Genomic DNA, 13,660 nt, shown 5'->3' with positions numbered 1-13,660 from the left:
TTGGCAAAAAACGTCGCGTCCCCAAGGGACAGTGATTCACCGGTGAGGGTTCGATCAGCGTCCGGATGGTTTCGCAGTCAGGCAGGGTGACATCCTTGCACAGCCAGCCGTCGTTTCGCGATATGTTGAACTCATCGACGGTTTATAAGGAGACGCCATGACGCCGTTCTACGATGCGCGAGGCAATATCTACGCGGTGGTGACGCCGGGCGATTTGCGCGACAACGGAATCGACATTGCGGAACAAGCCAGTCATGCGGCCCAAACCCGCGACAGCTGGGCGTTGCCCGCCATCGAAGCGTTCTGTGGCTGGGCACCTGGCACACAACCGTCCGGCAGCAAGTCTCATCGCAGTGATGGTTTGCTGATCGGCCCGTTTCAAGCGGTGCCACCTTTTGATCTGCTGATCGTCAACACCGACGGAACCCTGGCCGAGCGCAGCGGCAACGGGCTGACGATTTTTTCCCAGGCGCTCAATGAGCAAGGGTTGCTGCCAGAGGACGGGGTGTGTCTGCTCAGGGTTCATCACGACAAGACGGATGCGGTGTCGCCGGTGGAAACTTCAGTGAAATCGGCGCGGGTCGATGGCGTGTCTGGATTCTGGCTCGACTTGGGAAGACCGTCGTTCGGGCCGCAGGCGGTGGGTGCTCGCGCGGTTGAACGCACGTTGTTAAACGGTCGCGAGGTTAGCCACGTGCAGCCCTTGTCATCACTCGACCCGGCATGGGCCCGCAGCCAATTCGTGCGGATCGGCAATCCTCATTGCGTAACCCTGGTGGAGCGCGCCGAGGCGTTGCCGAGCAATGAGCAAATGCGCGAGGCGCAATTGTCCGACGGGCTGACGCGTATCGCCTACGCCATGCCGGTCGGGGCAGGGGAGCCTTGTGCGGCTGGAGTGAATCTGCAATGGGCGATGCTTGAGTCCGAGGGACGAGTCGTTGCGCGGGTGTTCGAGCGTGGCGAAGGGCCTACGGCGTCATCGGGTACCAGCGCCAGTGCGGTGGCTTGCGCGGCTTGGCGGGTGGGTTGGGTGAGCGCGGGGGAGGTGAAAGTGGTCATGCCCGGCGGCACGGCGCCGATTTTACTGGAGGAAGCGGAGGGGGAATTGAGTCGGGTCAGGTTGTTTGGTACGGCGCTGTTGATGGGGTGATGTCGAGATTGCCTTCGCGAGCAAGCCCGCTCCCACATTTCGATCTCGGTCGTACACAAGACTTTAATGTGGGAGCGGGCTTGCTCGCGAAGAGGCCCGCACAGTCAACGAAGATTCAGGAGGCCCATTCCACCACCGGCATCTGCCGCTTCATCAACACCTTGCCATCGCGAACCGAATACAACGGCAAGCCCTGGCTGCGAATCACTTCGTAATCGCTGTCCGCCGACAGAATCAGCAGATTCGCCGGCCGCCCGCGCTCCAGGCCATAACGATCACCCAAAGCCAAGGCCTTGGCGCTGTTGTCGGTCACCAGGTCCAGCGCGCTTTGCAGGTTGCGGTAACCGAGCATGTGGCAGATGTGCAGCCCGGCTTCGAGCACTCGCAAGATGTTGCCGTTACCCAGCGGATACCAAGGATCGACGATCGAATCCTGACCAAAACACACGTTCATCCCCGCTTCGAGCAACTCGTTGACCCGGGTCACGCCCCGGCGTTTCGGGAAATTGTCGAAGCGTCCTTGCAGGTGAATGCTTTCGGTGGGGCAGGAGATAAAACTGATCCCCGAATGGCCGAGCAGGCGAAACAATTTGGCGCAGTAAGCGTTGTCGTAAGAGCCCATGGCCGTGGTGTGGCTGGCCGTCACCCGCGACCCCATGTCACGACTGCGGGCTTCTTCGGCCAGCACCTCAAGAAAGCGCGAATGCGGGTCGTCGGTTTCATCGCAATGCACGTCCACCAGACAACCGGTGCGCTCGGCCAGGTCCATGAGGAACTTCACCGAACTCACGCCCTGATCGCGGGTGTACTCGAAATGTGGAATGCCGCCCACCACATCGGCGCCCATGCGGATCGCTTCTTCCATCAGCTCCCTGCCGTTACGGTACGACTCGATGCCTTCCTGTGGGAAGGCGACGATCTGCATATCGATCAGGTGACGGCTTTCCTCGCGCACTTCGAGCATCGCCTTGAGCGCCGTCAACTGTGGGTCAGTCACGTCGACGTGGGTGCGCACATGCTGGATGCCGTGGGCGGCGAGGCTCTGGATGGTTTTCTTGGCGCGGGTCTTGGTGTCTTCCTCAGTGATGGTCACCTTGCGCTCGCCCCAGCATTCGATGCCCTCGAACAGCGTACCGCTCATGTTCCAGCGTGGTTCGCCAGCGGTCAGGGTCGCGTCGAGATGAATGTGCGGCTCGACGAAGGGCGGCACCACCAGGTTGCCGCCAGCGTCCAGATCATCGGCGCCCAGGGTGGGCGCCTCGGTCTGTCGGGCGATGCTGCTGATCAGGCCGTTTTCCAGGTACAACTCATGCAAGCCTTCTTGGTTGCGCAGGCGGGCGTTGATGATGTGCATGAGGCGAATCCTTTTATAGATCTTCTTGTAGTGGTGCGTTGGCGGCACGGGCACCGAGTACGCTGGTCAGTAACACATACGTTAACGCGGCGGCGGCAATCCCTACCAGCGGCGCGACCCACGGTGAACTGAATGCGGCGACGGTGCCGACCGCATAAGCGCTCAAACCAGGCCAGTTGAACGCCGGCAGTCGTGCATCGGCCAGACGTGGATATTGACCACGATAGCGAAAGAAAAAGTCCGCCATGATCACGCCACCAATCGGCGGAATGACCGTGCCCAGCAGAATCAGGTAAGGCACCAGCAGGTCGTACATCCCCAGCAGGGCCAGCAGCGTGCCGATCACCGCACCGGCCAGGGTCACGGTTTTACGACGGCCGGTGCGCAGCAGGTTGCAACCGGCGACGGCGAAGTTGTAGATGGTGTTGTCCTGGGTGCTCCAGATATTGAGCAGCAGCATCGCCATCGCCGCCATGGCGAACCCTTGCAACAGCAGCACTTCGACCACGTCGGGCTGCTGATAGACGATCGCCCCATAGGCGCCGATCAATACCATCAGGCCGTTGCCGATGAAAAAACCGATCAGGCTCGCCAGCACCGCGACCCGGGCCGAGCGCGAGAAACGGGTCCAGTTGGTCGCCTGGGTCGCGCCGCTGACGAAGGTGCCGAACACCAACGTAATCGCCGTCGACCAGTCCAGGGTTGCCGTCGGCACCACCGCCAGCAAACCATCGAGCCCGCCGACCTTTACCGTGGCGACCCACATCGACAGCGTCAGCAGCACCATCATCGCCGGCACCGCGATGTACGAGAGAATCTCCAGCCCGCGATAACCGACGTAGGCGGTTGCGCAAAACACCAGTCCAAACAGCACCATCAAGCCGAGGATGGTGCCTTCGCTCAATTCGAAATACTTGCCCAGCACCACGGCGGCCGTGGCCGTCCCCCAGGCGTACCAGCCGATCTGGGTGAACCCGAGAATCAGGTCGCTGAGCTTGCTGCCCACTTCACCGAAGCAGAAACGCCCCATCAGCACCGAATTGAGACCGCTCTTGAAGGCGATGTAACCCAGCGCCGCGGCATAGATCCCCAGCAGCAGATTGCCGACGACAATCACCGCCATCATCTCGCCGAAACTGAACGCCACCCCGAGCTTGCCGCCAGCAAACATGGTCGCGGTAAAAAAGGTGAAACCCAGCAGCACCATGGCCGTCGAGGCCAAACCCTTGCGGGCGTGCATCGGGACTTCGCTGAGGGGGTAATCGTTGCCCGGAGCGTTCTGCGTCATGTGGCGTTCCTTGCTGAATGGGTGACGCGGGAGAGTGTTGCAGCGGTCGTGCCAAACGGAGTTGGTGTTGTTACTTATAGACGAGCCGGCGAAATTGGCCCGGAGAGGGTGCGAAAGCGGTGCAACTGACGGAGCACAGGACCCATGTGGGAGCGGGCTTGCTCGCGAAAGCGGCGGGTCAGTCGCCATTGATGCTGACTGACCCACCGCTTTCGCGAGCAAGCCCGCTCCCACATGGGATATTGGTTTTTTCAGGGGGATTCGTGTTGCGGTAGAAAGCGCAGCAGCGCCGCGATGATGGCTTCCGGTGCATCTTCCTGAACCAAATGCCCGGCATTGGGAATGGGGTGAAACTGCGATCCAGGAATCATCTGATGCAGCGCGTGGCCACGCTCAATCGGAATCCACTGATCATCCTCGCCCCAAAGAATCTGCACCGGGCAGCGAATTGTCGGGTACAGCCCTTCGGCTTCAAGAGTGTAGCGTTCATCCATCTGCGCGATTTGTCGGTAAAACGCCGCTTGGCCCGGATCGCCCAACCACGGTTGCACGTAGGGCGCGAGTTCTTCATCGGGTATGTCGCGCTTGATCGCCCCACGAATATAGGTCGGTACGATGGCCCGTTGAATGTAGTCGGGTAGCCCGCTGAACGCCGCTTCATGCTGGCGCACATGCTGCACGAACGGTGAACCCCAGGGCGTCAGTGCCACCGGGTCGATCAGTGTCAGGCTGCGGTAATTCTTGCCGTTCAGCAGATGCGCGCGCAGGACAGTGGCACCGCCGAAATCGTGGGCTACCACGTCCGGCCGATCCAGGCCCCAATGCTCCAGCAGTTGCGCCAGCAGTTCGTTCTGCACGCCCAAGGACACATCGCTGTCGCATTTCTCGGACAGTCCGTAACCCAGCAGATCAAAGTAGTGCACCCGGTGCGTGGTGATGAAGTGCGGCGCAATCCGGTGCCATACATAAGAAGAGAAGGGCGTGCCATGCACGAACACCAGCGGCGGGCCGTCGCCACGTACGGCGTAGCGAACGGAGTGCCCGTTGAAGCGATAGGTCTGAGCCAGCGGCCAGTCAGTCATGGGTGTGTCCTCTTGGCGTGTGCGAGCCAAAAAGCATAGGCATAAAAAAACAGCCTTTGAAGGCTGTTTTTCATGTCACTGACGAAACGCAGTTTTACTTGTGGGAGCGGGCTTGCTCGCGAAGAGGCCGTGTCAGTCACCATCAAAGCTGAATGTCAGACCGCTTGCGCGAGCAAGCTCGCTCCCACATTGAACGTGCATCGACGGTTTACTCGCCGCGATAGATGCAGCCGCTGGTGCAGGTCTCGTGGATTCGAATCGCACTGAGTTCCGGCAACAATGGCTTCAACTCTTGCCAGATCCACTTGGCCAGCACTTCACTGGTCGGGTTTTCCAGACCAGGAATATCGTTCAGATAGTTATGGTCGAGTCGCTCGTAAAGCGGCTTGAAGATCTCCTTGATCTCCGAGAAGTCGCGGATCCAGCCCGTATGCGGATCGAGGTCGCCGCTCAGGTGAATCGCCACTTTGAACGAGTGGCCGTGCAGGCGGCCGCACTTGTGGCCGTCCGGCACGTGGGGCAGGCGGTGGGCGGATTCGAAGGTAAATTCTTTGAAGATTTCCACAGTGTTTTGAGCTCTGTCAGGTGGCGATCGCCGCGGCGATGTGGGCAGGCGGCGAGTTTAACAGTTTGCGTTTGGGGTTGCGGGAAAACACTGACCAGTGTCCTGTCTCACCAATACGTTCCTGTTTGACGGCAACAGACGCCGTCAAACAGGAACAGTATTGGCGAGACAGGACACTAGAGGGTCAGTAACCGCTCGCCCAAGCGACCATTGGCAGCCAGTTCGAGAAACTCGTCACCCAGTCTGCGGCTTTCATCCATCGTTGCGCGCCAGTATTTTTGCCGGCTCGGCGCATCGCCCATGAAGCGTTTGAAATCGTTACGGTCCGGCAGTTTGCCGTAAGGCAGGCGAGACAGGTATTCCCTGGACGGCGCCAGCAGCAGAACATCCTGCAAACGTGTTGGGCAGGCACGACGCCAGGGCAACGTCTTGTCGAACCAGCCGGGAATCACCCGGTCGGTGAAGTGCGGGTAAAGCACGATGTCGTTGCCGCTGTAGGGCAGATCGAGGTGATAGTCCAGCAGGCCGCCGTCGCGGAAAGTCCCTGCGCCTGCGCCCGGCAGATCACGCACGCCTTCCATCACCATCGGGATCGAGCCCGACGCGAGCAACGCCTGGCGCAAGTTGCCGGCATTCAACGCGACGAAGCGCGAAGGGAAGTCGTTCAGCGCATGGACCGGCGGCGCCAGACGCGGGTCGTGGATGATCAGCCGCTCAAAGTGCCGCGACAACCGCGCGCGACCGCGCAGGTTGTCGGCGATCACCGACGACAGCCCCAGCCCGAGTCGGCCGCGATGATCGTCGGCCAGCAGGCCGTGGCTTTTGACCACCATGATGTTCAGTCGGTAATGGATGTTGTCGAGAATGGCGGCATCGCGGCCGTCGAGCAGCTCATCAAGCATGCGCCGGGAGCTCTGGCTGATCTGCGCCATGGTCACGCCTTTGGCGAAGTTCTGCTCGGTGTAGAGGTGACCGAGACGGCGGATGCCTTCGGCGGCGTCCGGCAGGCAGGCACTGGCGAAGCGCCAGGAACCCACCGATGCACCAATCAGTGAGCGCTCCCTCGGCGCCGCCGGCAGCCACTCGCCGAACAGTGCCAGGTCCAGACCTTGAATTCCCAATGCCTTGGGGCCACCGGCGGCACCCGGCAATGTGCCCACGTCGGCGGCGTTCAAGCCGTTTTCACGGATGCGCGCAAAGGCACGCGGGCCGGCTTTGAGGGTCAGGGAAGGGAACTTGATGTGGATAGCGGTCATACCGGTCTCGATGTCTGGCAAGCGCAGGATTATGTGGGAGCGGGCTTGCTCGCGAAAGCGGTGTGTCAGCCAACATCAATGCCGGCTGATACACCGCCTTCGCGAGCAAACCCGCTCCCACAGGGTTTTGCGCATCTCTGCGATATCGTGTTGCCACTCCCAATGATGGCAATTCAGTTTCAGTTAAGTTCGGCTCGCTAAGGTGGCTCCCGTAGGCAACACATAAAAAAATACGGAGACACCCCATGAAAATCCTGACTGCCCTGTTCACAACAATCATCATCGGCATGACCGCCAGCATCGCCCACGCTCGCGACCTGGGCCCCGACGAAGCCCTGCGACTGCGCGACGCTGGTACCATTGTGTCTTTCGAGAAGCTCAACGCCACCGCACTGGCCAAGCATCCCGGCGCCACGATCACCGAAACCGAGCTGGAAGAAGAGTACGGCAAGTACATCTACCAGGTTGAAATGCGCGACCCGCAGGGCATCGAGTGGGACCTGGAACTGGACGCTGTGAGCGGGCAGGTTCTCAAGGATCATCAGGATACGTAATGAAGGTGTTTTCCATTGCACATCGGCGCGCCGGCAGCCACCTGGCTCTGGCGCTTCTGGCGCTTCTGGCTTTTTGCTCGGTGGTCATGGCCCGAGACCTGGATCAGGACGAAGCCCTGCGCCTGCGCCAACAGGGCGTGATCCTGCCGCTTGAGCAACTGTTGCAGCAAGCGATGGATCGCTATCCGGGGGCCAAACTGCTGGAAGCCGAGCTCGAAGAGAAACACGACGTCTACATTTATGAAGTCGAGCTGCTGACCACCGAAGGCGTGGTGCGTGAACTGGACATCGATGCCATCACTGGCCATTTACTGAAAGACAAGGAAGATTGACCGATGCGTTTGCTCCTGGTGGAAGATCACGTGCCCCTGGCCGACGAACTGATGGCCGGCCTCAATCGTCAGGGGTACGCCGTGGACTGGCTGGCCGACGGTCGCGACGCGGTCTACCAGGGCAGCAGCGAACCTTATGACCTGATCATCCTCGACCTCGGGCTGCCGGGGTTGTCAGGGCTTGAAGTGCTGACCCAATGGCGAGCCGGCGGCCTGGCCACGCCGGTGCTGATCCTCACCGCCCGCGGTTCCTGGGCCGAGCGCATCGAAGGCCTCAAGGCCGGTGCCGACGATTACCTGACCAAACCCTTTCACCCCGAAGAACTGCACTTGCGCATTCAGGCGTTGTTGCGCCGCTCTCACGGCCAGGTCAATCAGCCGATGCTCCAGGCGGCCGGATTGCATCTGGATGAAGGCCGTCAGTGCGTGACCCGCGACGGCGCGGACATTCAGCTGACCGCCGCCGAGTTTCGCCTGCTGCGTTATTTCATGCTGCACCCCGAACAGATCCTTTCCAAAAGCCACCTCGCCGAACACCTCTACGACGGTGAAACCGAGCGCGATTCCAACGTGCTGGAAGTCCACGTCAACCACTTGCGGCGCAAGCTCGGGCGCAGCGTGATCGAAACCCGTCGCGGTCAGGGTTACCTGTTCGGCGGGCAAGCCCGGTGAGGTCGATCCAGCGCCGCTTGAGCCTGGGCCTGATCAGCGTGATGGTGATCGTCGGCCTGGTGCTGGCGCAAACCAGCCTGTGGCTGTTCGAAATGGGTTTGCAGCGCTATCTCGAAGCAGGGCTGCGCAACGACAGCGAAAGCCTGCTGGTGGCGCTGGTACGCGGGCCACAAGGTTTGCAGCTGGATGAGCGGCATCTGTCGCCGGCCTATCAGCGACCGTTTTCCGGGCATTACTTTCGTATCGATTTTGCCGACAGCCATTGGCGCTCACGTTCGTTGTGGGACCAGGAGCTGCCGCGTCTCGACCATCCCGGTCTGCACAGCAACTTGCAACTGGGGCCGGAAGGGCAGCAGTTGCTGGTCTTGCGCTCGGACTATCGCCGCTTGGGCCAGTCGATCTCCATCAGCGTGGCTCAGGACTACACCCCGGTGCGCGAGAGCTTCCTGCGCATGCAACAGGTCGGTCTGGGCCTGGGCCTGGCCGGGCTGCTGCTGATTCTGTTGTTGCAACGGATCACCGTGCGTCGCGCGTTGCGGCCGCTGGAAAAGGCCCGCGAACAGATCGCTCAATTGCAGCAGGGCCAGCGCTCGCAACTGGATGAAGAAGTGCCGGTTGAGCTGGAGCCGTTGGTGGCGCAGATCAACCATTTGCTGGCTCACACCGAAGACAGCCTCAAGCGTTCGCGCAATGCCCTGGGCAACCTCGGTCATGCCTTGAAAACCCCATTGGCGGTGTTGTTGAGCCTGGCATCCAGCGAGAAGTTCGACGCGCAACCGGAGCTGCGCAAGGTCATCCAGGCGCAGCTGGAGCAGGTCCGGCTACGGCTCCATCGCGAGCTCAACCGCGCCCGGTTGTCCGGCGACGCGTTGCCGGGGGCGTTGTTTGATTGCGATGCCGAGTTACCGGGGCTGCTGGCGACGTTGAACATGATCCACGGCGAGCATCTCGCGCTCAGCTACGTCGCCCCCAAAGGGTTGCAACTGCCGTGGGATCGTGAAGACTTGCTGGAACTGCTCGGCAACCTGTTGGACAACGCCTGCAAATGGGCGGATGCCGAGATTCGGTTGAGCGTGGTCCAGACCCCTGAAGGTTTTCGCCTGAGCGTGGAAGACGATGGGCCGGGGATTCCCGAAGACCGGCGCGACCAGGTGTTCAGTCGTGGTACACGCCTTGATGAACAGACTGACGGACATGGGCTGGGGTTGGGGATTGTGCGCGACATCGTCGACACCTGGGGCGGGGTGTTGCGGTTGGAGGAGAGCGAGTGGGGCGGGTTGAAGGTTGTAATCGAATTACCCAAACGCTGACACCCATCTAAAGAACGCTGGAAAAACCTGTGGGAGCGGGCTTGCTCGCGAAAGCGGTTTGTCAGTCACATCAATGCCGGATGTGCCACCGTCTTCGCGAGCAAGCCCGCTCCCACAGTTTGATCTTCAGTGGATGCAGGGCCTGCGTTAAACGCGGAACTGATCCATCAAGCTCTGCTGCTGATTCGCCAGGCTATTGAGCGACTGACTCACCCGCGCCGATTCATTGGCTTGGCCCGACAGCGATTCGGTCACGTCGCGGATGGTCGCCACGTTGTTATTGATCTCTTCCGCCACCGCGCTTTGCTCTTCCGCCGCACTGGCGATCTGCAGGTTCATGTCGCTGATCACCGTCACCGCCTCGCCAATCTGACGCAGCGCCGTCACCGCCTGGCCAACCTGCTCGACACTGCCCTGGGCCTGACGATGGCTGTTGTTCATCGACCCCACCACATCCTGAGTGCCGCTCTGCAACTGTTCGATCACCAGGCGGGTTTCCTCGACCGACTCCTGAGTACGGCGCGCCAGGTTGCGCACTTCATCAGCCACCACGGCAAAACCGCGCCCGGCCTCACCGGCGCGGGCCGCTTCGATGGCGGCGTTGAGGGCCAGCAGGTTGGTCTGTTCGGCGATGGCGCGAATCACTTCCAGCACCGAACCGATTTTCTCGCTGTTGGCCGCCAGGCCTTCGACTTGAACCATCGCCGCGCTCATGTCGGCGGCGAGGTTGCCGATGCTGGTGGTGGTGCGGTCGATCACAGTCAGGCCCTGACGGGTCGCTTGATCCGCATCCCGCGCCGCCTGGGCCGCTTGCGCTGCGCTGCGGGCGACATCCTGAGCGGTGGCGCTCATTTCGTGGGACGCAGTCGCGACCTGATCCACCTGACGGTATTGCTGCTCCATGCCGGCGCTGGTCTGGGTGGCGATGGCGGATGACTGGTCAGCGGTGCTGCGAGCGTCCTGCACCGAGCGTTTAACCTCGGCGATGATCGGTTGCAGCTTGTCGAGGAAGCGGTTGAACCAGCCGGCCAACTGACCCAGTTCATCCTGCTTGTCGTAGGCCAGGCGGCGGGTCAGGTCGCCTTCACCGCTGGCGATGTCTTCAAGCATGTGCGCCACACCGAGAATCGGTTTGGTCACGCTGCGGGCCATCAGCCACACCAGCAACAGGCCAATCAACGCGGCCAGCACGCCCAGGCCGAGTTCGATCAGGGTCCCGGCTGTGTTGCTTTCATCGAGTTGTTTTTTCAGCGCTTCGGCAGGGCCGACCAGGACTTTTTCCGGTACATCGAGCAACACGCCCCAGGCCTTGCCACCGGGAATCGGCTGGAACGGCGCCAGCACTTTCAATTGCTGGTTGCTGTGCAGGCTCCCGGTTTTATTGCTGGCGGCGAGCAGGCGTACCAGCTCGGCACCGTTGGTTTTGTCCACGGTCTCCAGACGCTGGCTGAGTTGGCTGGCATCCGGGCTGTAGCCGGCGAGCAAACCGACCGGGCTGATGATGCTGACACTGGTCTGGCCGTCATAGAGCTTCTTGCTCGCGCCCTGGCTGACCGCTTGCAGGCTGTTGAGGTTGATGTCCACCGACAGCGAAGCGATGACCTTGCCATTGACCATCAGCGGGAAAACGATGCTGGTCATCAGCACCTTTTGACCGTCAATCACGTAGAAATAGGGCTCGATCACGCACGGTTTGAGCGTCGCGCGCGGGCACGTGAACCAGGCGTTGGCCGGTTCGCCGCTGGGGCCAGTGCTGGTGTCGGCCATGTCGCTTTCCGGCAGTGGCATGGAGGTCAACTGGCCTGGGGTCGGTTGCGACCAGTACAAGGCAAAGCGCCCCTTGTCATTGCTGCCGACTTCGCTCTGACCGGCGAACAATTCGTCCTTGCCGTCCAGCGCGTTGGCTTCGAACACCAGAGACAGACCGAGCAGTTCCGGGTTGGCTTGCAGGGCCGACTTGACCTGGCGGGTCAAGTCTTCGCGCAGGTCGAAGGCATCGAGAAAGCGCTTCTCGGCCTGGTCGCGCAGGAACAGCACCTGACGGGAAAAACCATGGCCGTATTGATAGGCGTCCATGAACTGCTGGCGAATCACCAGTGCCTGGTTTTCACCCTGGGACTCGATCCGTGCCTGGGCGGCTTCGTTCAGCATCTCCATGCTCGAGGCTTTCACCAGCGCGGAGCTGTGCTCCATGCGATACAGCGAAAGACCCACCAGCAGGGTCACGATACTCGCCAGGCAAAGCCCGGCGAGCAGGGTGATTTTCCATTGAATGGAAAGTTGTCTGAGCGACATGGAGACGTCCTTATTCGATAAATATCTGATACCCAGCACTGTAACGGCCGTGGTTCGGCTTTCTTTATGCCGTCCATCGACGCTTTTGTGGCACCTGACTGCCTGTGGCGAGGGGGCTTGCCCCCGTTGGGGCATCACACGCAGTTACGCCCATCATCGGCCAAGCGCTTTGACAGCAGGCCGACTCTGCGGCACAGTGCGCGCCCTCTAATAAAACCCATTCTTCAATCCGCTGGCGGCTCTTCGCAGACTGCCGGCCGGGCTCATTCCGTTTGTCTGAGGTAACGATGATTAATGCTGTAATTGCCGCGGTCGGCATCATGCTGATACTCAGCCTGTCCCGTGTGCATGTGGTGATCGCGCTGATCGTGGGCGCGCTGGTGGGTGGCCTGACCGGTGGCCTGGGCATCGACGCGACACTCAAAGCCTTCAACAGCGGCCTCGGTGGCGGCGCGACGGTGGCGTTGTCCTACGCGCTGCTCGGCGCGTTCGCGGTGGCCATCGCCAAGTCCGGCCTGGCCCATGCCCTGGCGGACAAGGCCCTGGCGATGGTCGATCGCCAGCACGCCACCGGCGGGCGCCAAGTCAAGTGGCTGCTGATCGGTCTGCTGTGGGTGGTGGCCATCGCCTCGCAGAACATCTTGCCGATACATATCGCTTTTATCCCGCTGTTGGTACCGCCGCTTTTATATGTGTTGACCAAGCTGCAACTGGACCGTCGATTGATTGCCTGCGTCATGACCTTCGGTCTGATCACGCCCTACATGTTCCTGCCGGTGGGCTTCGGCAATATCTTCCTCAATGAAATCCTGCTGGCCAACGTCGCCCGCAGCGGCGTGGATATCAGTGGCATCAACGTCACCCATGCCATGGGTATTCCGGCCCTGGGCATGGTCTTCGGTCTGGCGGTCGCGTTCATCAGCTACCGCAAGAAACGCGTCTACGACCTGGAAAAGATCGAACAAGTCGAGCAGGTCGCAGTGCAGTACAACCCGCTGAGCCTGATGGTGGCGGGGCTGGCCATCGCTTCGGCGTTCATTATTCAGCTGCTGCTGGACTCGATGATCATCGGCGCACTGGTGGGGTTTCTGATTTTTTCGGTGTCGGGCATCGTCAAGTGGCGGGACACCGATGACCTGTTCACCGAAGGCATGAAGATGATGGCGATGATCGGCTTCATCATGATCGCCGCGTCCGGGTTTGGCGAAGTGATCAAGGCCACCGGGCAAGTGCAAACGCTGGTCGAAACGTCGGCCTCGTGGATCGGCCACAGCAAAGCCATTGGCGCGCTGCTGATGTTGCTGGTGGGGCTGTTGGTGACCATGGGCATCGGCTCGTCGTTTTCCACCGTGCCGATCCTGGCGGTTATTTTCGTGCCGTTGTGCGTGCAACTGGGCTTCAGCCCGATTGCCATCGTGTGCATCGTCGGCACCGCCGGTGCGCTGGGAGACGCTGGTTCACCCGCCTCGGACTCGACCCTCGGCCCGACCTCCGGCCTGAACATCGACGGCCAGCACCACCATATCTGGGACACAGTGGTCCCGACCTTCCTGCACTACAACCTGCCGCTGCTGGCGTTTGGCTGGGTGGCGGCGATGGTGCTCTAAACCTATCCCCCTGATCACCCGAGATCAAATGTGGGAGCGGGCTTGCTCGCGAAAGCGGACTGTCAGTCACATCAATGCTGGATGTGCCACCGTCTTCGCGAGCAAGCCCGCTCCCACAGGAGATCATCGTGACCTTCGCTCAACTTTTGACCCGGCGTGCCGTTAAAGCCTTTAACCACGCCAACAAAATCAAAA

The 13,660-nt window shown here is 61.0% G+C and carries 12 protein-coding genes and 1 pseudogene; 6 read left to right on the top strand and 7 right to left on the bottom strand.

Features of this window, described 5'->3' with window-relative positions; translation table 11 throughout:
• Positions 1-157 precede the first annotated feature (157 nt).
• Complete coding sequence (locus tag ACA055_RS20420; RefSeq protein WP_497680285.1) at positions 158-1,150, top strand: diaminopimelate epimerase; 993 nt, start codon at positions 158-160, stop codon at positions 1,148-1,150.
• A 115-nt stretch (positions 1,151-1,265) separates the two neighbouring features.
• On the opposite strand, the gene codA is transcribed toward ACA055_RS20420, so the two are convergent.
• The 5 genes from codA to ACA055_RS20395 all read right to left on the bottom strand — a co-directional run bounded on the left by codA (position 1,266) and on the right by ACA055_RS20395 (position 6,695).
• Complete coding sequence (gene codA / locus ACA055_RS20415; RefSeq protein WP_497680284.1) at positions 1,266-2,504, bottom strand: cytosine deaminase; 1,239 nt, start codon at positions 2,502-2,504, stop codon at positions 1,266-1,268.
• Between the two features lie 13 nt (positions 2,505-2,517).
• Entirely contained in the window at positions 2,518-3,792 is a 1,275-nt protein-coding gene (codB, locus tag ACA055_RS20410) for a cytosine permease (protein ID WP_497680283.1), read from the bottom strand.
• 251 nt (positions 3,793-4,043) lie between these two features.
• Positions 4,044-4,874 carry an alpha/beta fold hydrolase gene (locus ACA055_RS20405; protein ID WP_497680282.1) on the bottom strand — a complete coding sequence of 277 codons (831 nt, stop codon included), beginning with the start codon at positions 4,872-4,874 and terminating at the stop codon, positions 4,044-4,046.
• A 208-nt stretch (positions 4,875-5,082) separates the two neighbouring features.
• On the bottom strand, positions 5,083-5,439 hold the full coding sequence (gene queD / locus ACA055_RS20400; RefSeq protein WP_497680281.1) for a 6-carboxytetrahydropterin synthase QueD: 357 nt from the start codon (positions 5,437-5,439) through the stop codon (positions 5,083-5,085).
• A 176-nt stretch (positions 5,440-5,615) separates the two neighbouring features.
• Positions 5,616-6,695: a patatin-like phospholipase family protein gene (locus ACA055_RS20395; RefSeq protein WP_497680280.1), complete on the bottom strand. Its 1,080-nt coding sequence runs from the start codon at positions 6,693-6,695 to the stop codon at positions 5,616-5,618.
• Between the two features lie 245 nt (positions 6,696-6,940).
• On the opposite strand from ACA055_RS20395, the gene ACA055_RS20390 reads away from it, so the two are divergent.
• The 4 genes from ACA055_RS20390 to ACA055_RS20375 are packed head-to-tail and all read left to right on the top strand — an operon-like array spanning position 6,941 to position 9,563.
• A complete protein-coding gene (locus tag ACA055_RS20390) occupies positions 6,941-7,249 on the top strand; it encodes a PepSY domain-containing protein (RefSeq protein ID WP_497680279.1) in 309 nt (102 codons plus the stop codon).
• On the top strand, positions 7,249-7,581 hold the full coding sequence (locus tag ACA055_RS20385; protein ID WP_497680278.1) for a PepSY domain-containing protein: 333 nt from the start codon (positions 7,249-7,251) through the stop codon (positions 7,579-7,581). Before ACA055_RS20390 ends, ACA055_RS20385 begins: the two co-directional genes overlap by 1 nt.
• 3 nt (positions 7,582-7,584) lie before the next feature.
• Positions 7,585-8,253: a response regulator transcription factor gene (locus tag ACA055_RS20380; RefSeq protein ID WP_497680277.1), complete on the top strand. Its 669-nt coding sequence runs from the start codon at positions 7,585-7,587 to the stop codon at positions 8,251-8,253.
• Positions 8,250-9,563, top strand: a complete 1,314-nt coding sequence (locus ACA055_RS20375; protein ID WP_497680276.1) for a sensor histidine kinase — start codon at positions 8,250-8,252, stop codon at positions 9,561-9,563. Before ACA055_RS20380 ends, ACA055_RS20375 begins: the two co-directional genes overlap by 4 nt.
• Positions 9,564-9,710: 147 nt before the next feature.
• On the opposite strand, the gene ACA055_RS20370 is transcribed toward ACA055_RS20375, so the two are convergent.
• Both ACA055_RS20370 and ACA055_RS20365 read right to left on the bottom strand, forming a co-directional pair.
• Positions 9,711-10,466, bottom strand: coding sequence for a methyl-accepting chemotaxis protein (locus tag ACA055_RS20370; protein ID WP_442965655.1), 756 nt, complete (start codon positions 10,464-10,466; stop codon positions 9,711-9,713).
• Between the two features lie 102 nt (positions 10,467-10,568).
• Positions 10,569-10,715 (bottom strand): annotated as a pseudogene (locus ACA055_RS20365) (HAMP domain-containing protein); the annotation flags it as partial.
• A 1,433-nt stretch (positions 10,716-12,148) separates the two neighbouring features.
• Between ACA055_RS20365 and ACA055_RS20360 the strand changes: the two are divergent.
• On the top strand, positions 12,149-13,465 hold the full coding sequence (locus tag ACA055_RS20360) for a Na+/H+ antiporter family protein (protein ID WP_497684458.1): 1,317 nt from the start codon (positions 12,149-12,151) through the stop codon (positions 13,463-13,465).
• Positions 13,466-13,660: the final 195 nt, after the last annotated feature.

It is taken from the genome of Pseudomonas sp. LBUM1657 (assembly GCF_059716075.1).
This window is presented reverse-complemented; position numbering and strand designations above follow the sequence as displayed.

Coding starts and splice junctions, on each gene's coding strand:
- ACA055_RS20390 (WP_497680279.1), top strand. CDS start 6,941: ATGAAAATCCTGACTGCCCTGTTCACAACAATCATCATCGGCATGACC.
- ACA055_RS20385 (WP_497680278.1), top strand. CDS start 7,249: ATGAAGGTGTTTTCCATTGCACATCGGCGCGCCGGCAGCCACCTGGCT.
- ACA055_RS20380 (WP_497680277.1), top strand. CDS start 7,585: ATGCGTTTGCTCCTGGTGGAAGATCACGTGCCCCTGGCCGACGAACTG.
- ACA055_RS20370 (WP_442965655.1), bottom strand. CDS start 10,466: ATGGAGCAGCAATACCGTCAGGTGGATCAGGTCGCGACTGCGTCCCAC.
- codA (WP_497680284.1), bottom strand. CDS start 2,504: ATGCACATCATCAACGCCCGCCTGCGCAACCAAGAAGGCTTGCATGAG.
- ACA055_RS20420 (WP_497680285.1), top strand. CDS start 158: ATGACGCCGTTCTACGATGCGCGAGGCAATATCTACGCGGTGGTGACG.
- ACA055_RS20395 (WP_497680280.1), bottom strand. CDS start 6,695: ATGACCGCTATCCACATCAAGTTCCCTTCCCTGACCCTCAAAGCCGGC.
- ACA055_RS20405 (WP_497680282.1), bottom strand. CDS start 4,874: ATGACTGACTGGCCGCTGGCTCAGACCTATCGCTTCAACGGGCACTCC.
- codB (WP_497680283.1), bottom strand. CDS start 3,792: ATGACGCAGAACGCTCCGGGCAACGATTACCCCCTCAGCGAAGTCCCG.